This is a genomic window from Allopontixanthobacter confluentis (assembly GCF_009827615.1).
In the GTDB taxonomy this organism is placed as follows: Bacteria; Pseudomonadota; Alphaproteobacteria; order Sphingomonadales; family Sphingomonadaceae; genus Allopontixanthobacter; species Allopontixanthobacter confluentis.
The window spans coordinates 968552-994147 of the sequence record NZ_WTYU01000001.1 but is presented as its reverse complement, the minus strand read 5'-3'; the positions used below and the strand labels follow the sequence as shown (position 1 = coordinate 994147).

The 25596-nt window shown below is 58.2% G+C and carries 22 protein-coding genes and 1 tRNA gene; 19 read left to right on the top strand and 4 right to left on the bottom strand.

Annotated features, from left to right (window positions below; genetic code table 11):
* Position 1 precedes the first annotated feature (1 nt).
* The 5 genes from GRI44_RS04695 (at position 2) to GRI44_RS04675 (ending at position 4257) form a co-directional block, all read left to right on the top strand.
* Entirely contained in the window at positions 2-937 is a 936-nt protein-coding gene (locus GRI44_RS04695) for a TraB/GumN family protein (protein ID WP_160600255.1), read from the top strand.
* Positions 934-1815, top strand: coding sequence for a TraB/GumN family protein (locus GRI44_RS04690; RefSeq protein WP_332872357.1), 882 nt, complete (start codon positions 934-936; stop codon positions 1813-1815). The genes GRI44_RS04695 and GRI44_RS04690 overlap by 4 nt, the downstream gene beginning before the upstream one ends.
* Positions 1816-1975: 160 nt before the next feature.
* The gene (locus GRI44_RS04685) at positions 1976-2659 is read left to right on the top strand and encodes a 50S ribosomal protein L25/general stress protein Ctc (protein ID WP_160600254.1); all 684 of its coding nucleotides are present in this window, start codon (positions 1976-1978) and stop codon (positions 2657-2659) included.
* A gap of 98 nt (positions 2660-2757) precedes the next feature.
* Entirely contained in the window at positions 2758-3327 is a 570-nt protein-coding gene (gene pth / locus GRI44_RS04680; RefSeq protein ID WP_160600253.1) for an aminoacyl-tRNA hydrolase, read from the top strand.
* A gap of 237 nt (positions 3328-3564) precedes the next feature.
* The gene (locus GRI44_RS04675; RefSeq protein ID WP_160600252.1) at positions 3565-4257 is read left to right on the top strand and encodes a cistern family PEP-CTERM protein; all 693 of its coding nucleotides are present in this window, start codon (positions 3565-3567) and stop codon (positions 4255-4257) included.
* 24 nt (positions 4258-4281) lie between these two features.
* On the opposite strand, the gene GRI44_RS04670 is transcribed toward GRI44_RS04675, so the two are convergent.
* The gene (locus tag GRI44_RS04670) at positions 4282-5805 is read right to left on the bottom strand and encodes a tetratricopeptide repeat protein (protein ID WP_160600251.1); all 1524 of its coding nucleotides are present in this window, start codon (positions 5803-5805) and stop codon (positions 4282-4284) included.
* Positions 5806-5905: 100 nt separating this feature from the next.
* Between GRI44_RS04670 and ychF the strand changes: the two genes are divergently transcribed.
* From ychF to GRI44_RS04655, 3 genes are read left to right on the top strand one after another with little or no spacing between them, the layout of a single operon-like run.
* A complete protein-coding gene (gene ychF / locus GRI44_RS04665; protein ID WP_160600250.1) occupies positions 5906-7006 on the top strand; it encodes a redox-regulated ATPase YchF in 1101 nt (366 codons plus the stop codon).
* Positions 7007-7064: 58 nt separating this feature from the next.
* Complete coding sequence (locus tag GRI44_RS04660; protein WP_160600249.1) at positions 7065-7847, top strand: DUF1206 domain-containing protein; 783 nt, start codon at positions 7065-7067, stop codon at positions 7845-7847.
* A gap of 28 nt (positions 7848-7875) precedes the next feature.
* On the top strand, positions 7876-8340 hold the full coding sequence (locus GRI44_RS04655) for a MaoC family dehydratase (protein ID WP_160600248.1): 465 nt from the start codon (positions 7876-7878) through the stop codon (positions 8338-8340).
* Positions 8341-8391: 51 nt separating this feature from the next.
* Here GRI44_RS04655 and GRI44_RS04650 read toward each other — a convergent pair whose 3' ends face one another.
* Genes GRI44_RS04650 through mutL form a run of 3 tightly spaced genes read right to left on the bottom strand, consistent with a single transcriptional unit; the run spans position 8392 to position 12362 of the window.
* Positions 8392-10002, bottom strand: coding sequence for a M20/M25/M40 family metallo-hydrolase (locus tag GRI44_RS04650; RefSeq protein ID WP_160600247.1), 1611 nt, complete (start codon positions 10000-10002; stop codon positions 8392-8394).
* Between the two features lie 27 nt (positions 10003-10029).
* Positions 10030-10527: a hypothetical protein gene (locus GRI44_RS04645; protein ID WP_160600246.1), complete on the bottom strand. Its 498-nt coding sequence runs from the start codon at positions 10525-10527 to the stop codon at positions 10030-10032.
* Positions 10527-12362: a DNA mismatch repair endonuclease MutL gene (gene mutL, locus GRI44_RS04640; protein WP_160600245.1), complete on the bottom strand. Its 1836-nt coding sequence runs from the start codon at positions 12360-12362 to the stop codon at positions 10527-10529. Before mutL ends, GRI44_RS04645 begins: the two co-directional genes overlap by 1 nt.
* A gap of 193 nt (positions 12363-12555) precedes the next feature.
* On the opposite strand from mutL, the gene GRI44_RS04635 reads away from it, so the two are divergent.
* The 11 genes from GRI44_RS04635 (at position 12556) to GRI44_RS04590 (ending at position 25525) form a co-directional block, all read left to right on the top strand.
* Positions 12556-13599 (top strand): rod shape-determining protein, encoded by a 1044-nt coding sequence (locus tag GRI44_RS04635; protein ID WP_160600244.1) that lies wholly within the window; start codon positions 12556-12558, stop codon positions 13597-13599.
* A 13-nt stretch (positions 13600-13612) separates the two neighbouring features.
* Complete coding sequence (mreC, locus tag GRI44_RS04630) at positions 13613-14503, top strand: rod shape-determining protein MreC (RefSeq protein WP_160600243.1); 891 nt, start codon at positions 13613-13615, stop codon at positions 14501-14503.
* The gene (locus GRI44_RS04625) at positions 14500-15054 is read left to right on the top strand and encodes a rod shape-determining protein MreD (RefSeq protein WP_232842968.1); all 555 of its coding nucleotides are present in this window, start codon (positions 14500-14502) and stop codon (positions 15052-15054) included. The genes mreC and GRI44_RS04625 overlap by 4 nt, the downstream gene beginning before the upstream one ends.
* Complete coding sequence (gene mrdA, locus GRI44_RS04620; protein ID WP_160600242.1) at positions 15054-17120, top strand: penicillin-binding protein 2; 2067 nt, start codon at positions 15054-15056, stop codon at positions 17118-17120. Before GRI44_RS04625 ends, mrdA begins: the two co-directional genes overlap by 1 nt.
* Positions 17117-18235 carry a rod shape-determining protein RodA gene (gene rodA / locus GRI44_RS04615; protein WP_160600241.1) on the top strand — a complete coding sequence of 373 codons (1119 nt, stop codon included), beginning with the start codon at positions 17117-17119 and terminating at the stop codon, positions 18233-18235. The genes mrdA and rodA overlap by 4 nt, the downstream gene beginning before the upstream one ends.
* 115 nt (positions 18236-18350) lie before the next feature.
* Positions 18351-18426 (top strand) — tRNA-Lys (locus GRI44_RS04610).
* A 92-nt stretch (positions 18427-18518) separates the two neighbouring features.
* Positions 18519-19319: a hypothetical protein gene (locus GRI44_RS04605; protein WP_160600240.1), complete on the top strand. Its 801-nt coding sequence runs from the start codon at positions 18519-18521 to the stop codon at positions 19317-19319.
* A gap of 84 nt (positions 19320-19403) precedes the next feature.
* Positions 19404-19721 (top strand): hypothetical protein, encoded by a 318-nt coding sequence (locus GRI44_RS13845; protein WP_202386275.1) that lies wholly within the window; start codon positions 19404-19406, stop codon positions 19719-19721.
* Between the two features lie 114 nt (positions 19722-19835).
* The gene (locus tag GRI44_RS04600; protein WP_232842967.1) at positions 19836-20666 is read left to right on the top strand and encodes a GIY-YIG nuclease family protein; all 831 of its coding nucleotides are present in this window, start codon (positions 19836-19838) and stop codon (positions 20664-20666) included.
* Between the two features lie 156 nt (positions 20667-20822).
* Positions 20823-25202, top strand: a complete 4380-nt coding sequence (locus GRI44_RS14110) for an Eco57I restriction-modification methylase domain-containing protein (RefSeq protein ID WP_160600239.1) — start codon at positions 20823-20825, stop codon at positions 25200-25202.
* Positions 25199-25525: a type II toxin-antitoxin system YafQ family toxin gene (locus tag GRI44_RS04590; protein WP_332872355.1), complete on the top strand. Its 327-nt coding sequence runs from the start codon at positions 25199-25201 to the stop codon at positions 25523-25525. The genes GRI44_RS14110 and GRI44_RS04590 overlap by 4 nt, the downstream gene beginning before the upstream one ends.
* The last annotated feature ends 71 nt before the right edge of the window (positions 25526-25596 follow it).

The following is a 25596-nucleotide window of genomic DNA, read 5'->3' as shown; positions in this document are numbered from 1 at the left end:
TATGAGATCCTTTGCAAAAACTATCGCCTGCCTCCTATCCGGCACCGCCATTCTTTTTGGCGCTCCGGCCTGTGCGCAGCAGCAGAAGCCGACCCCTGTCCAAGCCGCACAAGTGCCAGCCGCGCAGATGGAAATGGCCGGGCCTGCCTTGTGGAAAGTGTATGACGAAGACACGACTGTCTATCTGTTCGGCACCGTTCATGCGCTGCCCAAGGAAGTAGACTGGTACAAGGGCGATGTCGCAGCCGCGCTTGCATCATCCGATATGCTGATTACCGAAATCATGACCACACCCGAAACGCCGGCAATAATGCAGACCATCCTGATGGAAAAAGGCATCCTGCCGGAAGGCAAAACGCTGCGCGCCATGCTGAATGACGAACAGCGGGCATCCTATGATGCCGCCATGGTCAAGCTGGGCCTGCCCGAAGCGGCATTTGACCGGTTTGAACCCTGGTATGCCAGCATGATGCTGTCCATCCTGCCGCTGATGAAGCAAGGCTATAGCCCCGAAAGCGGCGTGGAAGCTGTGCTGACCAAGGAAGGCGGCGAAGCGAAGAAGCGTGGCGAGCTGGAAACGGTGGCGTTCCAGATGTCGGTGTTTGATGATTTGCCGCTCGACAGCCAGATCAAGTTTCTTGTCCAGGCCGCAGAAGGGGTCGATACGATCAAACCGATGCTGGACAAGATGGTGGCCGAATGGCTGGAAGGCGATGCTGACGGGCTGGCCGCACTGATGAACGAAGGTCTTTCCGATCCGCTTCTTGCGGACCGGCTGCTGTATCAGCGCAATGCCAACTGGGCTTCGTGGATTGATGATCGGCTCGATACGCCCGGCACTGTCTTCATTGCGGTGGGCGCAGGCCATCTTGCCGGCAGCAAAAGCGTGCAGGATGCGCTGATGGCGCGCGGCATCACCACCCACCGCGTCCAGTGAGGAAAACCATTGCCTTTACCGCATTGGCAGCCATGGTGCTGGCTGCCTGCGGTGGGGCGACCCCTGAGCCTGAGCCGCCGCGCCCCAGCCCCGCCCTGTGGGAAATCAAGTCAGGTGACGGGACGCTGGAGGGGTGGCTGTTTGGCACCATCCACACATTGCCCGATGGCGCGGATTGGGAAACACCAGCGCTGTCAGATGCGATTGAAGGTGCAGATATATTGATCGTGGAGATCGCCGGGCTGGATGACAGCGCGGCGGTTTCCGCGGTTTTTACGCGCCTTGCGCAAACGCCGGGCCAACTGCCGCTGACCAGCCGCCTTGCTGCGCAACACCGCCCGGCCCTTGGCGAATTGATAGCTAAAGCTGGCTATGAAACGGGTGATTTTGCCACCATCGAAAGTTGGGCGGCGGCACTGATGCTGGCGCAGAGCCTGCAAGGCGGCGACCCTGATAATGGCGTGGATCGCGCCTTGCTTCGCCGCTTCAGAGGCAGGCCGGTGCAGGAGTTGGAAGGGGCAGAGCGCCAGCTGAGTATTTTCGACCAGTTGCCCGAAGCTGACCAGCGCGATTTGCTGGCCGCCGTAGTGGAGGAAAGCCGGAAGCCGCAAGGCGAGAGCGAGCGGTTGGCCAAAATGTGGCGCGCGGGCGATATGACCGCCTTGGCCCGCGAAAATTCGCAAGGGCTGCTGGCGGATGCGCAACTGCGCGATGCCCTGCTGGTGCGGCGCAACGCCCGCTGGGCAGCATTGCTGGCACAATCCCTGCCGGCTGACCCGCCTGCCCTCATCGCGGTGGGTGCGGCCCATATGGCAGGGCCGGATGCGCTGCCTGCGCTGTTGCAGAAACGCGGATATACGGTCACCCGCATCCAGTAATTCGCCGCGCCGCCCAAATACCCCCCACGCATATACGGATCGCATCAACACTTGTCTTCGCGTCAGAATGTCCGTAAAGGCGCGCGCTTCCGGCCAAGGTCATCCCTGGAGGCTTGGCTGCGGAAAACTGTTATTCAATGCAATTCGAAAGGCAATTATTATGAGCGACGCTCTGACCCTGCCGGCCGAGACGCGCGAACGGGCTGGCAAGGGAGCCTCCCGTGCACTGCGTCGCGAAGGCCGTGTACCTGCTGTCATTTATGGCGGCAAAGAAGAAGCCACTCCGATCCATGTCGAAGCCAAGGAGCTGATCCGTCAGCTTGGAACCGGCCACTTCATGAATTCGATCGTCATGATCGACGTTGGCGGCAAGAGCGTGCGCACCCTGCCCAAGGATGTTGCCTTTCACCCCGTGACCGACCTGCCGCTGCACGCAGATTTCCTGCGTCTGTCGAAGGATTCGAAGATCGAAGTCGCCGTTCCGGTGGTGTTCGTGAACGAAGAAGCCAGCCCCGGTCTGAAAAAGGGCGGCGTGCTTAACGTGGTCCGTCACGACCTCGACCTGGTGTGCGAATCGGACAAGATCCCCGACGAAATCCAGATCGACGTTACCGGTCTCGAAGTTGGCGATTCGATCCACATCAGCACCGTCAAGCTGCCTAAGGGTTCGGAAAGCGCGATTACCGATCGTGACTTCACCATTGCCACAATCGTTGCTCCGTCCGCGCTCAAGCGTGCCGAAGGCGAAGCTTCTGACAGTGACGAAATGGAAGCTGGTGGAACCGCCGCGACTGAACAGGGCCTGGATGCTGATGCAGCCGCGGAACAGGAAGCCAAGGGCTGATAATCGCCCCTGCCATTCCGGCATGATTTTGAAACGCCGGCTTTCCATAAGGAAGGCCGGCGTTTTGCTTTTCAGCGCAATTTGTCTAGGTGGGCGCAATGCAACTTTGGGTAGGCCTCGGTAATCCCGGTCCGCAATATGCGATGAACCGGCATAATGTCGGCTACATGGCGATCGACGTCGTGGCCGACATGTATGAATTCGCGCCCGTGCAGAAGAAATTCTCAGGCTGGGTGCAGGATGGCCGGATTGGCGGGCAGCGTATCATCTTCCTCAAACCGGCTACTTTCATGAATGAAAGCGGCCGCTCGGTTGGGGAAGCCATGCGCTTCTTCAAGCTGGAAAATGATGCGCTGACGGTCTTTCATGACGAACTCGACCTCGCCCCTTTCAAGGTCAAGGTCAAACAGGGGGGCGGGACAGCGGGGCATAATGGCCTGCGGTCAATAGGCGCCCATTGCGGCAATGATTTTCAGCGCGTTCGCCTTGGCATTGGCCATCCTGGCCACAAGGACCGCGTGCATTCCCATGTGCTGGGCAATTACGCCAAGACGGAACTGGATGATCTTGCCGAAATGCTCGGCGCTGTGGCGGCAGAGGCCGAATGGCTGGCCAAGGGCAATGCCGCCCGTTTCATGAGCGATATTGCCCTGCGCCAGCAGGGTTGAAACCCGATGCCCGCGGTTGGCTCGTGGCTTTAACTCGCTGGCGCAGGCGGCGTATGGTTTGCGGAGCTTCATTGCACTGGGCTGATGTGCGCCCTTGCTGCTGCCACCTGTCGGAAAATCTTACGAAACACGCACTGTCGGGTGCTTGTTAACTATCGAAAATGGCCTGCTGCCGCATATGGCACATGTCTTGCATCAATTTGCGTAAACCATTTATGCAAGTGCGGGGGCACCTCAATGACCACATATTTTTCCAAACTCGCACTGGCTGCCGCTTTTGCTGGCACTGTCTTTGCTACGCCTGCCCTGGCTGAGCCAATCTTGCTGGATGGCGGCGATATCGGCGAGAGCTTCACCATCAAATATGATGGCTTTTCCAATGGCACAACCATTAGCGGACTGACCGCCGAAACAACCTTCACCCTAACCGGTGTGACCGACACGACTTACAGCTTCGATTATGTCGTCAGCAACACCACCAGCGGTGATGTCGGTTCGCGCGTCAGCAGCTTTGCCTTTAATACCAACCCCGATATCGCCAGCGCCAGCAGCACCGGTGATTACAGCTTCGTGGTCACAGATTCGAACTATCCCAATGGCGTCGGCAATGTCGATGTTTGCTTCAAAGGCGGCAACAGCGGATCATGTGCAGGCAATACCGGCGGCGCTGCTGCTGGCGAAACCGGCATGGGCACCTTGACGCTTAACTTCGCTGATCCACTTGCCTCGCTGACGCTGGATGATTTCTTTGTCCGCTACCAGTCGGTGACAGGCGCAGGCACGGTCAGTTCTGCCAGCGGTCAGCAGGTGTCCAGCAGTTCAGGCGGCACCAGGGTTCCGGAACCCGGTATGCTCGGTATTCTTGGCGTTTCGCTAATTGGTCTTGGCCTAGCCCGCAGGCGCCAGTCGCGCGGTTTGCGGCCTGCCTGACTACTTAAGCTGCCCGCTTGCCAGTCAGCGGCTTTGTGCCGCTGCCAAATGGCGGGCGATTGCGGCATTGTCAGGCGCCTTTTGCGCCGCAGCTTGCAGCAAGGCGATGCCGCGCTTCCGGTCCTTGCCCGTGTCCACCAGCAGCCAGCCCGCGGTGTCCATGATGGACGGGTTGCCGGGCATCGCCTCAAGCGCCTTGAGCGCCAGCTCGACAGCCTCATCTGTCTGGCCCATACGGGATTTGGCGTAAGCGAGATTATTCAGCACCATTGCACCCGGAACAGCTGTGCGATCCACGATTGACTGATAGCTGCGCGATGCGGCCGCCCAATCGCCATTCCTGAGAGCAGCATCGCCTGTCGCCAAATGCCCGCCCAGCCATTCTGGCGCAGGAACCTTCGCCCTGCGCGCAAGATCGGCATATGCACCATCGCCCGCACCCTTTGCCGCTTTGGCGGCCAGCGCCAGTTCTTCCGGGTGTGCATCGGGGCGGTTCGTCAGCGGCGTCAAACTTGCCAGCGCGCCTGCAAATTCCTTTCCTGCAACCTGCGCTTCGCCTAGCAGGAACCGGATTTTCCGGTTGGCCGGATATTTCCGCAGCAAAGGCACCAGCTTGGCGCGGGCCTGCTCCACCTGTCCGATCCGCAGCAGGGATTCTGCATAGACTACCTGCATTGACGGGTTTTCTTCCATCAACGGTTCCTGCGCCTGCAATATGGTGCGCGCAGCAGACCATTGGTTTCTGGCCGCCGCAATGCGCGCCTGAAGGTAAATTATCTTCGCATTGTCCGGCGCATCGGCAGCAATCGTCTGCAAAAGCTTATCTGCATCATCAATGCGGCCAAGATCGCCCAGCACGCCCACCTTACCAAGCGATGCCGCAAAATTTGCCGGATAGGCTGACAATGTCTTGTCATAGGTTGCCAATGCCTGCCGCAAATTGTTCTGTGCAACCGCAACTTCAGCAGAAACCAGCAGGGCTTCAAGTGGCGCCGGCTTGGCGGCAGCGGCCATGTCAGCAAGTTTTTTGGCCGCCACCGTGCGGCCAGAGCCCAATTCCAGCCGCGCATAGGCTGCCTGCAGCCTTGCCTGCGGTCCAGCCATTCCAAGGCCCGCTTCGAACGCCTTGCGCGCAGCCGCCGCATCGCCCTTGCCCAGATGCGCCAACCCGGTAATGCGGGCAGCTTCTGCCTGATTTATGCCGGACAGCGCGGCAAGCGCTTCATCATAGCGCCCGCGCAGCACATTCGCCTCAGCCATCAGGATTGCCAGGCCACCATTGTTCCCGGCACCACCCAATGCACTCAGGCTGGCCGCTGCGCCGTCGCCATCGCCCAGTGCCAGCTGTGTTTTTGCCAGCAGTTCCAGCATGGCCTTGTTCTGCGGATCATCCACCAGTGCGGAAATCAGATCGAGCCGGCTTGCGGCATAATCATGCTGGGAAAACGCAGTCTGCGCCCGGGAGTATTTTTCCTCTGCTGATTTGCCGCATCCACCCAGCATGGCGAGCAAGGCGAGGGATGCCAGCATTTGTGTCGATCTGTTCATGCCGCACCGCTAACGCAAAGCTCCTAAAATAATCGTGAAGCTGGCCTTTGCAGATTGTCGGCGCTAAAGGCGGCCACCTGTTCTTATTCCGGAGTTTTCGATGGGTTTCCGTTGCGGGATCGTCGGGCTGCCCAATGTTGGCAAGTCCACCCTTTTTAATGCACTGACAGAAACGCAGGCGGCGCAGGCTGCCAATTATCCGTTCTGCACGATCGAGCCGAACGTCGGCCAAGTCGCCGTGCCCGATACGCGTCTTGAGAAGATCGCCAGCGTTGCCGGCAGCGCCAAGACCATTTTTACCCAGCTCGGCTTTGTCGATATTGCGGGCCTTGTCAAAGGCGCCAGCAAGGGTGAAGGTCTGGGCAACCAGTTCCTGGCAAATATCCGCGAAGTAGACGCGATTGTGCACGTTCTGCGCTGTTTTGAAGATGATGACATCCAGCATGTCGCCAACAAGGTTGATCCCATTGCGGATGCCGAAGTGGTCGAGACAGAGCTGATGCTGGCAGATCTTGAAAGCCTGGAAAAACGCGTGCCTGCCGCACAGAAAAAAGGCACCAGCGGCGACAAGGAAGCCCGCATTCTGGCCAGCGTTCTGGGACAGGCGCTGGAACTGTTGCGTGAAGGCAAGCCCGCCCGCCTCACCGTGCCCGGTGACGAGGAAGAAGAACGCCTGTTCCAGCAAGCGCAATTGCTGACGGCAAAGCCTGTGCTTTATGTTTGCAACGTGGCTGAAGAAGACGCGGCCAATGGCAATGCGCTGTCCGAACTGGTTGCTGCCAAAGCGGCCAGCGAAGGCGCGCAATCAGTCGTGGTTTCTGCTGCGATTGAATCGGAACTGATCGGCATGGACCCGGCTGAACGGGGCGAATATCTGGCCGAACTCGGTCTTGAAGAAAGCGGCCTGGCCCGCGTAATCCGCGCTGGCTACGAATTGCTGCAATTGCAGACATATTTCACCGCTGGTCCCAAGGAAGCACGCGCCTGGACATTCCCCATGGGCGCCAAGGCACCGCAGGCAGCAGGCGAAATTCACAGTGATTTTGAACGCGGCTTCATCAAGGCCGAAACAATTGCCTATGATGATTTTATCAGCCTTGGCGGTGAGGCCGGCGCACGCGAAGCCGGCAAACTGCGGCAGGAAGGCAAGGAATATCTGGTCAAGGATGGCGATATTCTGAACTTCAAATTCAACGTCTAGGCACAAATCACTGTCCTGTTCGTTGATCAGGCCAACATGCAACAGGGAATCTTTTTGAATGGTCGATAAATCCGAGAAATTTCGCTGGCTTGTCCGTCTTGGGTTCGCAGCCCGCGGCGTGGTCTACACCCTGCTGGGATATATTTTCCTGACCAGCAGCGGCGGTGACAATGGCGAAGATGGCGCGAAGAGCGTCTTTTCCTGGATTCAGGACGTTCCGGGCGGCTCCATCATTCTCTATCTGTGTGCGCTTGGTCTGTTTGGCTATGCGCTTTACCGCCTTGCCTCCCCTGCAATCGACATCGAGAATTATGGCAGCGATGCCAAGGGTTGGGGACACAGGTTCGGCCATGCGTGCAGCGGTGTCGCGCATTTGGCGCTCGCCTATTCAGCCTACAAGTTTGCCAGTGGCGGCAAGCAATCGTCTGACAGTGATACAGCGCAGCAGGCAGTCGGCGGGATCCTCTCGATGGATTTCGGCGGCGTCATTCTGGGTATTGTCGGCCTCGGCTTTTTCATCGCTGCTTTTGCGCAGGGAAAGAAGGCGTGGACAGGCAGTTTCATGAACCGCATTTCATCTTCTGCCCCAGCACCCACAAAAGCGCTGGGGCACGCTGGTTACGGCGCGCGCACTGTCGTTTTCGCGGTGATTGGCTGGTCGCTCGTCAACGCAGCATGGATTTCCAGCACCAGCGAAGTGAAGACACTTGGCGGCGCGGTAAATTCGCTGCGGGATGATGGCATCTTGTTTACCCTGGTCGCGATAGGCTTGTTGCTGTTCGGCATTTTCAGTCTTGTGCTTGCTCGCTATCGCATCGTGCCTGACGTCGGGCACAATTAAGCTGGGCCACAATCATCGCGGGGTGAAAATGCTGTATTTCGAAGATCTGGTCATCGGTTCAAAAAAATCCTTCGGTGCTTATGCGGTAACCCGTGAAGAGGTCATGGAATTCGCTGAAAAATACGACCCGCAGCCGTTCCATCTGGATGATGATGCCGCCGCACGGACGCATTTTGGGCGGTTGTCGGCCAGTGGCTGGCATACCTGCGCCATGACCATGCGGATGATGGTGGATGATATGAAGGTGAACCAGCAGGCTGGCCTTGGTTCACCCGGCATTGATCAATTGCGCTGGGCCAAACCCGTTTTTCCCGGCGATACGCTGCATTGCGAGACTGAAGTGCTCGAAAAAAGGCGCAGCAAAAGCCGACCTGAAATGGGCATTTTCAAATCGCGTGGCCGCACGTTTAACCAGCACGGTGAAATGGTGCTGGAAATGGTGTCCAACGGGCTGATCGAAGTGCGCGATCAGGCCGCACCCATCGCTGATTAGGATCTAGGGGAAGGCAGCGCATTATGTTGCGGCTGCCCTCCCCGCATGGGTTCAGTCTTCCGGATAGTCATACTCGAAAGGGTCTGTATCGAGGGGCTTCTGCGGCAGCGGCATTGGCGCAATGGTGTCCTTGTCATTCGCCGCTGCAAGCAACATTCCTGCCATCACCACCGACGCCTGGCGCAAGTCATCTGTGCGCAAATGGTCGAATGTGTCGATATTTGTGTGATGCAGCCGCGCGAAGTAATCCAGCGGATCCTGGATGAACTGATATCCCGGCAAGCCGATCGCCTGAAGATAGACATGATCGGTACCGCCGGTTTTGCCAGCCACAACGGTGGATGCGCCCATATCGGCAAAGGGGGCCATCCATTTGCGCAGCAGTGGTTCAGCCGCAGCATTACCTTCTGCATGAATGCCGCGGAATTTGCCTGATCCATTGTCCATGTTGAAATAGGCTTTCAACTGGGAATAACCCGGCTTCGGCGTAATCGGATACAGGTTGCGCCATTCATCGGCCAGACTGTCAGCCGCCACGGCATCTTCGCCTGCACGGCTGACCAGATGCTGGCGGACGTATGCAAGCGAGCCGAGCAGCCCCTGCTCCTCGCCGCTCCACAAGGCAAAACGGATGGTGCGGCGCGGGCGCACGCCCATTTGCTTCAGGATACGCGCAGCTTCCAGCACCGTGATACTGCCAGCACCATTATCCACCGCGCCATCACCGGCTGCCCAGCTGTCGAAATGCGCGCCCGCCATAACGTAGCCTGCCGCAGGGTCAGTGCCGCGAATTTCGCCAAGGATATTATAGGCCTTGGTATCGTCATCAACAAAGCGGACATTGCTGTTGATGGAAAGGCGCGGCGCCGGTCCGGTCCTGGCCAGGCGGGCAAGCCGGCGGTAATCTTCTGCGGCGATTTCAATACCGGGCAGTTTCGGGCTTTTCCCTGCTTTATAGGTATAACCTGAACCATGCAGAAGATTGCCGTCACGGTATGATTTTTTGACCCAGGCAACAGCGCCTTCGCTGGCAAGAAAATCGTCCAGTTGCAGTGCAAATTCGCGGCGCTTGGCATAGCGCGCAATGTCCTGCGGATCGTGCTGGGGCACGGCATATTCGTCCAGCTTGCCGATTTCAGCGGATGTCAGCCGTGAGAAAGCAGCCGAGGTTGGTTCATCACCTGTTCCCGGCAGGCTGTAGAGGACAATCTTGCCCGCCAGCTTGCCGCGATAGGCTTCAAAATGGGCCACTTCTGAAATAGGCGCAACGATGATTTCAGCCTCGATCGTGCCATTGGTACCGGGCGTCCAGGCGACCGGAATTGCGCTAAGTTCAAGCGCGCGCGGTGCGACCATGCGCACATCGCTAGACATCATTTCCCAGCCACGCCCGAATTCGAACCCTTCCTTGTGCACATTATCAAGGCCAAGAGCCTGCATTTCTGCGGTAGCCCATGCTTCTGCCCGCCGCATATTGGGCGAATTTGTCAGGCGCTGACCAATCTGGTCAAGCAGTTCGTGGGCGCTTTGCTGCACCTGGCTTCTGTTCATCCCTTCATCGATGATGCGGGCGGTATCGGCAGCATCCTGCGCCAGCAGCGACGCTGATTGGCCCGCGTAACACAGGGCTGCACCTGCAAGCAAAAAACGTAAATTAATCATGGATTTGAATCCCCCATTTAAGATAGTTCAAGAACCGCATTGCGCCAGGCCGTCGGCGCTATAAACGGTTTGGTCACGTTCGTTACGGACCGTCAGATTGCCGTCGAAGTCCGTGGTTTCCATACCGGATTGCTTTCCATCGCCGTCAATCACAAGGCTGAGGGAGTAAGCACCCGCGTCATATTTTTCATATGTGCCAACCGGACCCTTGGGGCTGCCCTTGTCGGCTGCAAACCGTTCAATCTCGTCATCAATTTTCATGAAGGCGACATCGGCCTGTGTCAGGACCAGCGGGCCTGTCCCTTCGCCCGCAGGGATGAAAGCGCAGCCTGCCCCGAACAGATCGTTTTTCTCGATATCGGGATAGAGGATCGGTTCCGGGGTAAGCGGTGTGGGCGGAATGATCTGCGCCGCTTTGACCGCGGCGATTTTGGCATCATCGATGCGCTTCTGCTCCTCCGCTGAAATTTCTGCATCGCCGCATGCCGATAAGGCCAGCGCTGCTCCCAAAACCAGAAACCGCATCAATGTCTCCCAAACAGTTTTTCTACATCAGCCATCGACAGTTTGACCCAGGTTGGCCTGCCGTGGTTGCATTGGCCGGATCGCGGGGTGCGTTCCATTTCTCGTAACAGGGCATTCATTTCCGAAACCTGCAAAGTGCGCCCTGCCCTGACCGAGCCGTGGCAGGCCATGGTTGCCAGCACCAGATCCAGTTTTTCGCCCAGCAGCAACGCTTCGCCATGTTTTGCCAGATCATCATCAATATCCTGCAGCAAGGCCGCTGGATTTGATTTGCCCAGTGAATGCGGCACCGCCCTTACCAGCATGGCAGATGGCCCAAACCGTTCGATGACCAGACCGAGCGCGGCCAGTTTCTCGGCTGCATCTTCCAACCGGTCGCAGGCCGTTTCTTCCAGTTCCACCACTTCGGGCAGAAGCAGCGCCTGGCTGCGTTTCAATGCGTCTTCTGCGCCCGCTGCACGCAGCCGTTCCAGCACGAGCCGTTCATGCGCGGCGTGCTGGTCCACCAGCACCAGCCCATCGGCTGCTTCGGCAACAATATAGGTGTTGGCCACTTGCCCGCGTGCAATCCCCAGCGGATATTGCGCGGCAATTTCGGGCAAAGCTTCTGCCTCTACCGCACGGCCCATCGGCGCAGCGGGGTCTTCGCTGTCCGGCCCGCGCCATGGCGATACCGGGGATGCCACATGGCCTGCGGTATGGCCTGCGGTATTGCTGGCTGACGGATTGCTCCAGTCCCGGTTGGCAAACAGCGACCGCAAGGCAGGCGCATCCTGCGCCAGCGGTTCGGTTTGCCATCGCCCCATGGCGGCAACATCCGGCGACTGGGCGCTGCGCCGGTCCCCGCCAGACAATGCATGGCGCAGGCCCGACACAATGAAGCCGCGCACAAACGCCCCGTCACGAAAGCGCACCTCGGTCTTGGCCGGGTGCACATTCACATCCACATCTTCGTTCGGCAGGGTGAGAAACAGGGCCAATACTGCGTGCCGGTCACGCGCGAGCATATCGGAATATGCGCCCCGCACTGCACCTGTCAGCAGCCGGTCCTTGACAGGCCGGCCATTGACGAAAAGATATTGATGGTCGGCCACGCCGCGGTTGTAGGTGGGCAGGCCGGCAATCCCGGTCAGGCGCATCGGCCCTCGTTCCAGATTGATCGCCACGCCATTGTCGGCAAGTTCGCGCGCAATGATGCCGGAAACCCGCGATGCCAACGCTTCGCCGGGCTGCAGTGACAAGACGCGCCGATCACCATGATCAAGCGTAAAACCAATATCGGGCCGGGCCATGGCCAGCCGTTGGACGACATCCTTGCACGCTGCATATTCGCTGCGCGCCGTGCGCAGGAATTTGCGCCGCGCAGGAACCTTGGCAAACAATTGTTCGACCCGCACGCGCGTGCCCGGCGGCAATGCTGCGGGTGTATCCTCGATGATATCGCCATGGTCGACAACGCGCCGCCACCCCTGCCCGGCATGATCGCCCTCTTGCGGCCTGCTTTCCAGCGTGAACCGCGAGACGCTGGCAATGGACGGTAGGGCTTCACCGCGAAACCCAAGGGTCGCGACCTGTTCAATCGCCTCGTCCGGCAGTTTGGACGTGGCATGGCGTTCCAGCGCCAGCGCCATCTGGTCAGGTGCCATGCCGCACCCATCGTCTGTGACTTCCAGCCGGGTCAGCCCGCCATCCACCAGATGAATGGCAATGCGCGTGGCGCCAGCGTCAATCGCGTTCTCGACCACTTCCTTCAAGGCTGCAGCAGGCCGTTCCACCACTTCGCCAGCGGCGATGCGGTTGACCAGGGATTCGGGAAGGCGGCGTATTTCTGGCATCGAAAAACCGGCCTAGCGGCGAAGTGCAGCAAATTCGAGGCCGATGGTGGAAAATCGGTGCACTATCGACATTAATTTTTGGCCTTTTCTCATGCGTTTCTTTAAGGCACCAGCATTCCCTGTCATATACGGGTCGCACCGGTCGTTACTATCAGCGGCATTGCCCCGAAAACTATACGGAATCGCCCACGTAATGAGCTTCATTTCCCGCCTTTTCAAATTTGGATCGCAGAACATGGCGATCGACCTCGGCACTGCCAACACGCTGGTCTATGTTCAGGACCGCGGTATCGTTCTGAATGAACCGTCTGTTGTGGCCATTGAAACCCTTAATGGCATCACGAAGGTGAAGGCTGTGGGTGATGATGCCAAGATGATGATGGGCAAAACGCCCGACAGCATCCAGGCGATCCGTCCCTTGCGCGACGGTGTGATTGCCGACATCGAAATTGCGGAAAAGATGATCGAACATTTTATCCGCAAGGTTCACGGCAAGAAAAGCATGTTCAGCTATCCTGAAATCGTGATCTGCGTGCCGTCAGGCTCCACTTCGGTGGAACGGCGCGCCATTCGCGATGCGGCATCCAACGCCGGCGCCAGCCAGGTCTATCTCATTCTCGAACCCATGGCAGCGGCCATTGGCGCTGATATGCCGGTGACTGAGCCTGTCGGTTCGATGGTGGTCGATATTGGCGGCGGCACTACCGAAGTCGCGGTTCTTTCGCTGCGCGGTCTTGCCTATACGACATCGGTCCGCACCGGCGGTGACAAGATGGACGAAGCCATCGTGTCCTACGTCCGCCGTCATCACAATCTGCTGATCGGCGAATCCACGGCGGAACGGATCAAGAAGGATTATGGCATCGCCACCCCGCCCGAAGACGGGATTGGCGAACTGATTACCCTGAAGGGCCGCGATCTGGTCAATGGGGTGCCTAAGGAAATTACCATCAATCAGGGCCATATCGCCGAAGCATTGGCTGAACCCATTGGCGCCATTGTCGAAGGTGTGCGTATTGCGCTGGAAAACACGGCGCCGGAACTGGCGGCGGACATTGTCGATCAGGGCATCGTGCTTACCGGCGGCGGCGCGCTGATCAGCGGTCTTGACGAACATCTGCGCGAAGAAACCGGCCTTCCGGTCAGCATCGCCGAAGATCCGCTCTCGTGCGTGGCAATCGGCACTGGCCGCGCCATGGAAGATCCAATCTATCGCGGCGTCTTGATGACCGCCTGAGGGAAGGATTGTAATGGCGCCGCCTTCCAAACGGCGTCCCGGCTTTTCGCGCAGGGCGCAATTCGGAATTTTCACCGGCTATGTGCTTGCCGGTATCGGCGCGCTGGTTGGGGCTATCCTGCTGGTCTTGTCGCTGTGGCGCCCGGCCAGTTTCAACGGCCCGCGCGCAGCAGCGCATGATACCGTGGCGCCCGCCGGTCAAATGGCCGCAGTTGCGCGTTCCGATGGTCTGGGGCTGATCGACAGTATTGCGGGATATTACCGTGCAGGCCGGCAGAATGCCGCGCTGAAGCGGGAAATGGAGCTTGCCCGCATCAGGCTGGCCGAAGCCAAGGCAGTCAAGTCTGAAAACAAGCGTTTGAAAGCGCTGCTGGGACTGGAAGATACCGGCGTCAAAGCCGTGGCCGTCTCGCGCATTGTCGGCTCCACCGCGTCAAGTTCGCGCCGTTTTGCCTATTTGGGTGCAGGCCGCGCAGATGGGGTCGGCCCCGGAATGGCGGTACGCAGCCCGCGCGGCGTGGTTGGCCGCGTGCTTGAAACGGGGCGTAACAGTGCGCGCGTTCTCCTCCTCACCGATAGTCAGAGCGTCCTTCCCGTGCGCCGTGCACAGGACGAAGTCGTCGCCTTTGCTGAAGGCCGCGGCGATGGTCTGCTCAGGATCCGGCTGATCAATCTGGGGATCAATCCGCTCAAAATAGGGGATGTTTTTGTCACCAGCGGTGCGGGCGGATATTACCGGCCCGGTATTGCAGTTGCCATCCTGAGCGAAAAGACGGACGATGGCGGGCTGGCGCGAATTATCAGCGACCCTGCTGCCACGGATTTTGTTTCAGTTGAACCTGTCTGGCAGCCCGAAGCCATTCGCAGCCAGCAATTGCCTGAGCCGGGTCAGGCAAACCCATGAGCATGCAATCGAGGGGATCGGTCCGGCGCGACGAATATGGCAGCCGGATAGACCGGCGCCATTCCGTTATCCTTGCCTACTCCATTCCTTACCTCAGCATTCTTCTGGGCTCGCTATTTCCCATGTTCTTCGTGGCGACGGCGGTTCCGCTCCTGCCGCCGCTGGGTTTGATGATGCTGGTTTCATGGCGCCTGGTGCGCCCCGGTATCCTGCCTGTGTGGGCTGGCTTCCCGCTGGGCCTGTTCGATGATTTGTTCAGCGGTTACCCATTTGGCAGCGCGGTCATGCTGTGGTCGCTGGCGATGCTGGCGATCGAACTGATCGAGGCCCGCTTCCCATGGCGCGGTTTTCTGCAGGATTGGTTTACCGGCAATTTCATCCTGCTGGCATATCTCTTGCTCGCCACGCTGCTGTCAGGCGCCGCCCTGGGCGTTCCGCTGTTCAAGGCACTTGTCCCCCAACTCTTGCTGACAATGCTGATGTTCCCCATTGTCTCACGCATGATTGCCCTTCTTGACAGATTGCGCCTCACCCGCATGCGAGCGCCCTGATGCTGTTCGGCAAGAAAAACCGGCCGGTCGTCAGCACGGCGACGCTGCGCAATGCCTATGACCGGCGCAGTTTCGTTATCGGAACCATGGGTGCAGGCGTTGGCATGCTGCTGGCTGTTCGCATGGGCTATATCGCCATTGCCGAGAACGAAAAATATGCGACCGAAGCGGAAAGTAACCGGGTCAACCTGTCGCTCATTCCGCCGCGCAGAGGGTGGCTACTGGATCGCCATGGCGCGCCGCTGGCATCCAACAGGGCAGATTTCCGGGTCGATCTGATCCCAGACCGGCTGACCAATCCTGAAAAGACCATCAACACGCTCGGCGAATTGCTGGGCCTTGATGCAGCAGCGCTGGCCGAACTGAAAGACAAGGTCGGTGATGCGCGCGGTTTCCAGCCGGTAGAAGTGGGCAGCGGACTCGATTTTTCGCAATTTGCCGCAGTCAGCGTGCGGCTGCCGGAAATGCCCGGCGTGGTCCCGCAGCGCGGCTTTTCCCGCTTTTATCCCACCGGGCCAGCGGTGGGCCATTTGGTGGGTTATGTCGGCCCTGCATCAGCCGAAGAATATGAGCTCGACCGCAATCCCCTGCTGATTACGCCAGGCTACAAGATCGGCAAGGATGGGCTGGAAAAACAGTTCGAGGTGAAATTGCGCGGCGTGCCCGGCGCGCGCCGTGTCGAAGTAACCGCATCGGGGCGCATCGTGCGTGATCTGGACACGCGTGAGGATATTCAGGGCAACCCGATCAAGCTGACGATTGATGGTCCGCTGCAGGATTATGCCGCCCGCAGGCTGGGTCTGGAATCTGGCTCTGTGGTGGTGATGGACTGTGCCACGGGGGATCTTTTGTGCATGGCCTCCATGCCCAGTTTCGATCCCAACAGCTTTTCTGACGGCATTGGCCGTGTCGAATACAGCATGCTCAGTCAGGATGAGCGTGTGCCTTTGCGTAACAAGGTGCTGAAAGGGCTGTATCCTCCGGGCTCCACGGTAAAACCCATGGTCAGCATGGCCTTCATGAAAGAAGGTCTGGATCCGGAAGAATCAGTGTTCTGCGGGGGCGGGCTTCGAGTGGGCAACCGCGTTTTCCGCTGCTGGAAACGGGGCGGCCATGGTCAGGTCAACATGGCCAAGGGCATTTATCAAAGCTGCGATGTGTATTTCTATCACTTTGCCCAGCGCATCGGGATGGACCCTATCGCGCTGATGGCGCGCCGATATGGCATGGGGCAGCAATTTCCTCTGCCCGTGACCAGTCAGTTTTATGGCACCGTTCCTGATCCCAAATGGAAGATGGAAAAATATGGGCAGCCGTGGGCTGCGTTCGACACTGTGAATGCCACTATCGGCCAAGGGTACATGCTGGCCAATCCGCTTCAGCTTGCGGTTATGGCAACCCGGCTTGCCACGGCCAAGGAAGTGATGCCGCGGCTTGTGCTGGACGGTAAAAAGCCCAGGTTCAGGGATATGGGCGTGTCGAACGAACATGAATTGCTCATCCGCCAGGCGATGAGCGATGTGGTCAACGGACCGGGAACCGCCGGGCGCGGACGGCTGCCCTTCGATGATATCAAGATTGCCGGAAAAACTGGCACGGCGCAGGTTGTGTCCCTGGCCAAGTCAGACGGCAAGTCCGGCCCATGGAAATATCGCGACCACGGCCTGTTCATCTTTTTCGCACCGTTTGACAATCCCCGCTACGCCGGCGCTGTGGTGATCGAACATGGCGGTGGTTCTGGCGCGGCCTACCCCATCGCGCGAGATGTCATGACCTTTCTGTTTGACGCGCAGAAAGGCCTTGAGCAATTATATATGCTCGAAAAACAATGGGGCGGCACGGCACAGGAACGTCTTGCCCGCAAATATGCCACTTTTGCCGCACAGGCAGGCGAAGCCGTTGCGCCCGTCCCGCGCCGCGATGAAGAGATTTTCGACCGGGTTGACGCTGAAGCCCGCGCCGCAGCGCAGCAACCTGTGACCCAGGCAACAGACGCTGCCATCAACCGGTCCGACATCGGTGACAGCGCGCCTCCATCCGCGCCGCAGGACGGGGCTGACGAATGAACTCCATCGTCCCTGCGGCCGTCGCACGCCAGCCATGGCAAATGCTGATCCCCCTGTTCGTTTTGGTGGGGTTCGGTGCGGCAGTGCTGTTTTCGGCAGCCGGCGGTCATATGCAGCCGTTTTCCGCCTCGCATATCGTCAGGTTCGGCGTTTTCCTGCTGATGGCCTCGATTATGGTTCGCTTCAGCCGGAATTTCGTAAAATTTGCGGCTTTCCCGGCCTATGGCGGCGTTTTACTGCTGCTGCTCGCCGTGGAAGCGATGGGGGCGATGGGCGGTGGCAGCCAGCGTTGGCTGAACATTGGCCCGTTGGTGTTGCAACCGTCAGAATTGATGAAACCCGTCATCGTTCTGGTCATGGCGAAATTCTATGCCACCCTGCCTTCCGGCATGATCCCGACCTGGCGTGCGCTGGTACCGGCAGGTGCGTTGATCGCCGTGCCGATGGGTCTGGTGCTGGTCCAGCCTGATCTGGGCACAGCGCTCGCCATTGGCTTTGGCGGCGCGCTGGTGATGTTCCTGGCCGGCTTGCCGATGCGCTGGTTTGTGGGCGCAGGCGCTGCTGGCGCCGTGCTCGCACCCCTTGCGTTCTTTTTCGGGCTGAAAGAATATCAGCAGCGCCGCGTTACTACGTTTCTCGACCCTGAAAATGACCCGCTAGGTTCTGGATACCACATCATGCAATCCAAGATTGCCATTGGGTCGGGTGGCTTTTCTGGCAAGGGTTTCAACGAAGGCTCGCAAAGCCATCTGAACTATTTGCCCGAGCCCCATACCGATTTCGTCTTTGCCACCATGGCAGAAGAATGGGGCTTGCTGGGCGGCCTGCTGGTCATCGTGATATTCGGCATCATCCTGCGTTGGGGTTTGCAGGTGGCAAAAAGGTCAAATGACCGGTTTTCCAAACTTCTGGCAGCAGGGATGGTCGGAACGATTTTCTTCTATGTGGCAATCAACCTGATGATGGTGATGGGCCTTGCTCCGGTGGTGGGCATTCCCCTTCCCTTCATGAGCCACGGCGGATCATCGATGATGACCAACATGATCTGCATCGGCACCTTGATGATGGTGAACCGGTGGAACCGGGAAAGCCCGAGGTCAGGTCTTTCAGGATAATTGGTGTTTCACTGCATTGAAGCGGTATTTCCCCTTCCAATGAAAGAAACACCAGCTATATGCAGCGCCTCTCCGGTATCGCCAGTCGATTCGAAGACGCCGCAATCCGGCAAGTGGACGCATAGCTCAGTTGGTAGAGCAGCTGACTCTTAATCAGCGGGTCCTTGGTTCGAGCCCAAGTGCGTCCACCAAAAAATCAATAACTTAGTTAGAAAATTTCGCGCTAGCCGCTTGGAATCGTTTCTTGGGGCAACGTCTGGGGCAACACATACGGCACCGAATTATGAGCGGATCGCGATCCAAACCCCAAGGCAAAAGCGGCCCGTTCGGCGGTGGTCCAAACGGGCCGACCTGGTTTGTGATTCCCTTCCCGGAGGACAAGGCCGAGCGCGAGCGGCTCATCGCCAACCTCTTTGCGAAGGCGTTCGACCGCTGGGTCGCCACAGAAACTGACCCGACGCTCGCACCGTTTGGCCAGCCCAAGCAGAACGAAGAAAACGACCTCGACTTCACAATCGATACGTCGGCCGGACCTATGCAGATGGAGTTAGCTGAGTTCGCGCCCCTATCGGTGTTTGGCCCAAGATTCACGGATGCGCCGACATCACTCCAGCCGCATGAGAAGGCCGAGCACGCAATCGAACTGATCGGCATGAAATCCGCCCATCAAGGTGCCGTCGGGCGTTTCCTTGTGATCTACAGCACAGAACACGGCTTCTGGCTGGACCCCATAACGATCGAGCGAATGCGCCGGGCGTTTCAGGAAAGCCCACCTCGCTTTGATCGCGTCTATTGGATCAGCATCCATAGCCTGACCGAAGCATCGGTCTCAGAGATCTATCCAGGCAAACCACATCACTTCTTTGGCGATGCCGATCTGGACGCTGGAAGAATATTTATCCCTCACCCAGCGGACCTTCGTGTTGTCACGTCGGTAGAGTGGCAGGGGTCGGTCGGCTGGGGGATGCTCCGCATCCCCGCCAAAATCACGCTCAACTATGATGGGGCTAGCACAATCGGGGAAATCCGAATGACGGATCCCTTCGGCGCAGTCGTGGGTGAGCAAGACGAGCCGACAAAATAGCGCGCAGCAAATCTAAATAGGTTGTTCGCAATTGTTGCCCGATGAACTTTGATGATGCATCAAGCAACGCTGGAGGGCTAAGTATTGAATCACCAATCATTTTCGAATTTCAGTTGGTCCGTCGCGGACTTGCTGCGAGGCGACTACATTCGCGCCCTTGGATCGATTGGCCGCATGGCGGCGATAAAAGGCGGGTATCTCGCTGAAAGCTATGCCGGGCCTCGGAACTCGGCGGCACCTTCCAGCGCGACGCCGCAGGCCCGAACCATCGCTTCGTTCTCGACGACATGGAGCACGTCGCCGCTCACCCTCGCCCATTGGCTGGACTGGATGCGTCGCAACCAAATTGTTCCAGATGGCACCGCACCAAGAACCGACTATCAAGGGAGCTTGTTTCCATAAACCGGAAAGGCCAATCTCTCGAATTGTTCTACATCGATGGTCATCCCGACGGGATGGTGACGGCGGAACTCTACAACTGGACCGGCCATGTCCTGATGGTGCCCCGGACACAGCTTGGGGGACGCGCTCAAGCGGTCAGAACCCAAATGCACGGGCGTCTATCTCTTGCTTGGTGATCAGGACGGAACGCCGTTCGCTTACATCGGCGAGAGCGACGACGTAGGCGGCCGGCTTAAAAGTCATGATGTGAAGAAGGACTGGTGGAACAGCGTCGTGTTCATCACCACAGCGGGCAACAAGCTCAACAAGGCCCATGTCCGATACCTTGAGTCCCGCTTGATAGCCGAGGCCAAGCGCATTGGCCGTGCCGAACTAGATAATGGCACCACGCCGCCCGTTCCTTCGTTGAGTGAGGCAGATGTCGCGAAGATGGAGGCATTTATCGAAAACCTCCTAACCGTCCTTCCAGCAGTTCGCGTTGATATGTTCATCGAACGGACCCGCCCAACCATGAAGAGCACGGAAGTTGGCGCCGCCCAAGTCACCGGGTCATCCCACACTGCACCTCGCTTTGTGCTCGAAACAAAAAAGCACGGTCTTCGCGCCCACGCATTTCTTGAGAACGGGGAGTTTGTGGTCGAAGCGGGCTCTCTGGCTCGACTCAATTGGGAAGGTCGAGGATCCGAAGCAACCGGCTATGGCCAGCTTCATGCGGAACTGAAGCGGTCTGGTGTTCTCAAACCGGAAGGCCAGCAAAGCATCTTCACGGAGAATTACGCCTTCAAGAGTCCGAGCGCCGCTGCGGCAGTGGTCAATGGTCGCCCGGCGAATGGCACAATCGAATGGAAAAACGACAGAACGGGGGAGACCTACAAGGAGTGGGAGGTCCGCGACCTCGAAGCAGGCGAACAGTTGCAGCGGCTCGATGTCGGGGGAGAAATATGATGGAGATCTATTCCTTCATCCGAGTTCGCCAAGGGGGTGATCAGAAAATCAAAGGGGATGGTTCGTGGCGCTCGAAAGCTTGAATGATCTCAGCAACAAAGAACGGGTGCCTTTAGCGGAAAAAGTCGTTACCTCGCGCTCTACAGGGAGGTTCGAGTGTTCCAAGGCGCATTGTTTACTCGTGATTGGCTAAAGGAAGGGATTGCCGAAACTCCCGAATGGCAGAACCTCGAGAGTAAAGAGGTCGAACTGCTGTGGGAGAAATTGCGGGCACTGCTGCTTGAACATGCTGGCCGTAAGAAGCCGACGGAAGCCGAAACCGAAGATCAACTCATCTATCCGCTGCTCGAATTGCTAGGCTGGCAACACAAGTCCGTTCAGCAGAACATGACCACAAAGGGACGCAAGGATGTCCCCGATGCCTTGCTTTTCGCGGATGACGAGGCCGCCGAGAGGGCAAAGACACTCGAGCCATGGCAACGCTTCCGGCACGGTGCTGCTCTCGTCGAGGCGAAGCGCTGGGGCCGACCGCTGGATCGCGAGGGGCAAGGGGATCAAGGTGTTCCGACCACCCAAATCATGCATTATTTGCGCCGCGCTGCCGTCGTTGCCGATGGTAAGATGCCGTGGGGTATTTTGACCAACGGACGGCACTGGCGACTTTATTACCAAAACGCGCTTTCGGTCGCCGAAGACTTCTTCGAGATTGACCTCGGCAAGATCTTCGGGTTGTCCGGTTGCGATCCCGATCTCCTCGATGAACCGATCGATCCCCATCACGCATTTAGGCTGTTCGTGCTGATCTTCGGCCGCGAGGCGTTTCGTCCGAGCGAACAAGGCCGCAGCTTCCACCTTATCGCGATCGAGGATGCGCGACGGTGGGAAGAAAGGGTCCGCAAGAATCTGGCCGATACAGTGTTTGATACCGTCTTCCCCACACTGATCAACGCTATCCCTCTGGCAGACCCGGATCGTCCCGAAAAACTCGATGAAGATTACGCTGAACAAGTCCGTGAGGCAGCGATGTTCCTGCTCTATCGCCTGCTGTTTGTCCTCTATGCCGAAGACCGGAATCTGCTTCCGGACGAGCGCGGCAACTACGCGGATTATTGCCTCACCCGTCTGCGGGAGGAGATCAAGGAACGGTATCTTCAAGGGCAAGCGCAACTTGCTCGCAGCACCGCCTACTGGTCCCGCCTTGAAACAATTTTCGGCGCGATCTCCGAGGGCGACGACGATCTCGGCATTCCGCAGTACAACGGTGGCCTGTTCGCGGCGGAAGGTAACTCGCTACTCAGTCGTATCAGTCTGTCGGACGACACGCTCGCCAAGATCATATTACCGCTCTCACACCGAGAGGAAGATGGGCGACTTCGCTACATCAATTACCGCGATCTTTCGGTTCAGCAGCTAGGTTCGATCTATGAATCGATTCTGGAATACGGCGTCGAGATCGAGGAAGGCGGATCGGTTCGACCGCGCTCAGACAATGAAGCTAGGCACCGGTCCGGTTCCTATTACACTCCCGAGCCCCTGGTATCGCTCATTATTGAAAAGACCGTGGGCCCACTCGTCGACGAAAAGCGCGAGGTGTTCGAAGCGGCCTTTGAGAGCGGCGCAAGGGGTGACGATCTTCGCGCACACGATCCGGCTATGGCACTGCTTTCGCTCCGGATCGTCGATCCCGCGATGGGAAGTGGGCATTTCCTCGTCAGCCTGGTGGACTGGCTTTCGGACAAAGTCCTGACCGCAGTGGGCGATGCCGAAAGCATGGCTGGCGGGGAGTATACGTCCCCTCTTGTCAAGCAGATCACGGATTTGCGAGAGGGGATCATCGCCAACGCGCGGGAGCATAACTGGCCAATCGTCGAAGATCATTTGGACGACCGCCACATCGTACGCCGCATGGTGCTCAAGCGCTGCGTTTACGGGGTCGATCTCAATCCGATGGCGGTGGAACTCGCAAAAGTTGCGCTCTGGCTGCACAGCTTCACGGTTGGTGCGCCATTGTCGTTCCTCGATCACCACCTGCGTTGCGGCAACAGCGTGCTCGGCGCATGGGTGCGGCCAACGATGGATTGGATGCAGGAACGTGGTGCCCTCATTTCCAACCGGCACCTTGCCCCTCTTGCCAATATCGTGCGCGAGATGGAAACGATTGAAGGGCTGACAGACACCGACATCACCCAGGTCGACCAGTCAAAGACCCTTTTTGCCACCGTCTCAGAAGCCAGCGCACCCCTCGAGGCAATCCTAAGCCTCGCCAAGGCCGACGACCTCATGGGCGTTCTGCAAACAAACGTTCGTCGCCCCCGCGAACCGGCTGAAGCCATTCGGAAGGATGGCGACAGGCGCCTCGCCGACATGCGCAAGGCGCTGGCCCAAATCACTGATGAGGGGAAAGCCAAAAAGGCCCGGATCGCGCTCGAAAAGGAAACGACGAAAATTGATCGGGCGGTCGCCAAGGCCCGCGAAGCCGAACGCAAGTTCGACCGGGCCGAAACGATGAAGCTGGTTCACGAAGGATCTTTCGGTGATCCGAGCCGGATCGCGAGCGGGGAAATCGAAGTGCTCGCCGCCGACACACGGGCCGAGCTTAGCCTAGATGCGCCAGAGCCGGTTCAAGGCAGTCTGATGCCGAGCCATCGGCCCGATGATCGCCGGCGCGCGCTCGCGGACAGTCTGGTGCGCGAGGCACGCGCGATCGCGGCTGAACAGCGGTTCTTCCATTGGGAAGTGGCTTTCCCCGGCGTGTGGACTGACTTGTCCTCTGCACGGCGGTCAGGCGGTTTCGACGCTGTCATCGGCAATCCGCCCTATGTCCGGCAGGAAGAAATTGGCGACATCAAGCCCGCCCTGTCGAAAGCGTTCGACACCTATGCCGGTACTGCCGATCTCTATGTCTATTTCTACGAACAGGGGATCAAGCTGCTGAAACCCGGCGGACGGATGGGTTATGTCGTCACTAACAAATGGCTGAAGGCTGGCTATGCCAAAAAACTTCGGCGGATGTTCGCAGAAGATGTGTGGGTCGAGTTTCTGGCCGATTTCGGTCACGCGCGACATTTGTTCCCGGATGCCGACGTTTTTCCGTGCGTCATCGCGGTGCAGAAGCCCGATGCTGACGCGGTGCCCCAGCAGTATGATCTCGCCGTTATCCGGCGTGATAATGTCCCCCGTGAGGGGCTGTCAGCAGCGGTCCTGTCGGCAACATATCGCGCCGAACGCTCCGATCTGACAGAAGAGGCATGGGTGCTGGAGCCGCCAGAGGTCGCTGCGCTGCTCAAGAAGATTCGAGAACGCGGCGTGCCGCTAGAGGAATATGCCGGGGTCAGCCCTCTGTATGGGATCAAAACGGGACTCAACGAGGCGTTTTTGATCGACACCGCCACACGCGATCAGCTTGTGAGCGACGACCCGAAAGCCGCCAACATCATCAAGCCCTACCTCCGTGGCCAAGACATTGACCGATGGCTTTCAGAATGGGCAGGGCTCTGGATGATCGTGATGAAGTCAAGCAGTGATCACTCTTGGCCTTGGGCAAATGCTGCATCGGAAAGCGAAGCTGAAGCACTTTTCGCGCAAACCTATCCTTCGATCCATCGACGGTTCAAGGAACTCGAAAGCTTCCGAAGTGACGGAAAGCTCAAGGGTCTGCGGCACCGGGAGGATCAAGGGAAATTTTGGTGGGAGCTACGCTCTTGCGCCTACTATAATAGCTTCGAAAGCCCAAAAATAGTCTACACTGAGATTACTTGGTCGAACAGTTTCGCTTTCGACGATAGCAATCACTACATTAATAACACAGCTTACGCACTTCCTTCGGAGGACTCGTGGATACCCACCGTCCTCAATTCACCACTAACGTGGTGGTATTCTTGGCGTAAAGCTCAACATGGCAAAGACGAAGCGCTGCGCTTCATGGATTCATTCATTAGACCGTTTCCAATAGCACCTTGCCCCCCAAACGATGTGAATAATGCCGGCGAAATTTCGACCGCGTTGCGAAGAACGCTCGGTGAGATCCGGCGAGCCGACAAAGCCATGGAGGATTGGATTGATCAGACATTCCAACCGAAAAAACTCCCTCCTGCGCTCCGCGAATCGAGTAAATTTGATAGCGATGGGTTCGTCGCTGCCGTCAAAGCGGCACTACCTAAGCGGCAAGGCTTGACCCCGACACAGCTTCGCCAATTACGCGACGCATTCGCGGACACCGCTGAGCCTGCCCGGAATGCACGGATAGAGTTGCTGGCGTATGAGCGCAGGCTCGCTGCCATGGTCGAGCGCGCATACGGTCTGACCGACGAGGAAATCACCCTCATGTGGCGCACAGCCCCGCCCCGCATGCCATTGGCGCCTCCACCTGGACTTGATCTCGGGCCGGCTCCCAACGCCGAAACCCGCGCAGCGATGGATGAGGTCGAGCAATTGAAGGCGGATGGCCGCGCTCGTTTTGACGACGCAGATGAGATGTTTGCCTCACTGGACGACGAGAACGACAAAAATCGCACAAGCGAAAAACCGGCAACGTGAAGAAATCTGCCGCGAACAAACGCGCGGCCATGCCGCGTCAGATCGACTACACGAAGGCGTTCCTCAAGGATTGGGCGCGACTGTCTCGCTCAGGCAGGTATGACATGCACCGGTTGAAGGAAGCGATGCTCCTTCTCGCTGCAAACGATGTCCTACTCGGCCCTGAATGGTTGGATCATCCCCTCAAAGGCGAGTCACAGGGGTATCGGGAATGCCACATCGGGGGCGATTTTCTTCTCATCTACAATGTTGACGAGACGATAGGCAAAGCTGGGACGATTCATTTTGTTCGCACTGGTACGCACAGTGAACTTTTCGGATGAAGCGCCAGTTTCCGCTTATAATCGAGGCAAAAAATTGCCCTGCATTTGCCCCAGCATGCAACCAATTTCGA

What these genes read in the sequence shown, in the direction of transcription:
- GRI44_RS04695 (WP_160600255.1), top strand. Translation starts at nt 2, where the DNA reads ATGAGATCCTTTGCAAAAACTATCGCCTGCCTCCTATCCGGCACCGCC.
- GRI44_RS04685 (WP_160600254.1), top strand. Translation starts at nt 1,976, where the DNA reads ATGAGCGACGCTCTGACCCTGCCGGCCGAGACGCGCGAACGGGCTGGC.
- pth (WP_160600253.1), top strand. Translation starts at nt 2,758, where the DNA reads ATGCAACTTTGGGTAGGCCTCGGTAATCCCGGTCCGCAATATGCGATG.
- GRI44_RS04675 (WP_160600252.1), top strand. Translation starts at nt 3,565, where the DNA reads ATGACCACATATTTTTCCAAACTCGCACTGGCTGCCGCTTTTGCTGGC.
- GRI44_RS04670 (WP_160600251.1), bottom strand. Translation starts at nt 5,805, where the DNA reads ATGAACAGATCGACACAAATGCTGGCATCCCTCGCCTTGCTCGCCATG.
- ychF (WP_160600250.1), top strand. Translation starts at nt 5,906, where the DNA reads ATGGGTTTCCGTTGCGGGATCGTCGGGCTGCCCAATGTTGGCAAGTCC.
- GRI44_RS04660 (WP_160600249.1), top strand. Translation starts at nt 7,065, where the DNA reads ATGGTCGATAAATCCGAGAAATTTCGCTGGCTTGTCCGTCTTGGGTTC.
- GRI44_RS04655 (WP_160600248.1), top strand. Translation starts at nt 7,876, where the DNA reads ATGCTGTATTTCGAAGATCTGGTCATCGGTTCAAAAAAATCCTTCGGT.
- GRI44_RS04650 (WP_160600247.1), bottom strand. Translation starts at nt 10,002, where the DNA reads ATGATTAATTTACGTTTTTTGCTTGCAGGTGCAGCCCTGTGTTACGCG.
- GRI44_RS04645 (WP_160600246.1), bottom strand. Translation starts at nt 10,527, where the DNA reads ATGCGGTTTCTGGTTTTGGGAGCAGCGCTGGCCTTATCGGCATGCGGC.
- mutL (WP_160600245.1), bottom strand. Translation starts at nt 12,362, where the DNA reads ATGCCAGAAATACGCCGCCTTCCCGAATCCCTGGTCAACCGCATCGCC.
- GRI44_RS04635 (WP_160600244.1), top strand. Translation starts at nt 12,556, where the DNA reads ATGAGCTTCATTTCCCGCCTTTTCAAATTTGGATCGCAGAACATGGCG.
- mreC (WP_160600243.1), top strand. Translation starts at nt 13,613, where the DNA reads ATGGCGCCGCCTTCCAAACGGCGTCCCGGCTTTTCGCGCAGGGCGCAA.
- GRI44_RS04625 (WP_232842968.1), top strand. Translation starts at nt 14,500, where the DNA reads ATGAGCATGCAATCGAGGGGATCGGTCCGGCGCGACGAATATGGCAGC.
- mrdA (WP_160600242.1), top strand. Translation starts at nt 15,054, where the DNA reads ATGCTGTTCGGCAAGAAAAACCGGCCGGTCGTCAGCACGGCGACGCTG.
- rodA (WP_160600241.1), top strand. Translation starts at nt 17,117, where the DNA reads ATGAACTCCATCGTCCCTGCGGCCGTCGCACGCCAGCCATGGCAAATG.
- GRI44_RS04605 (WP_160600240.1), top strand. Translation starts at nt 18,519, where the DNA reads ATGAGCGGATCGCGATCCAAACCCCAAGGCAAAAGCGGCCCGTTCGGC.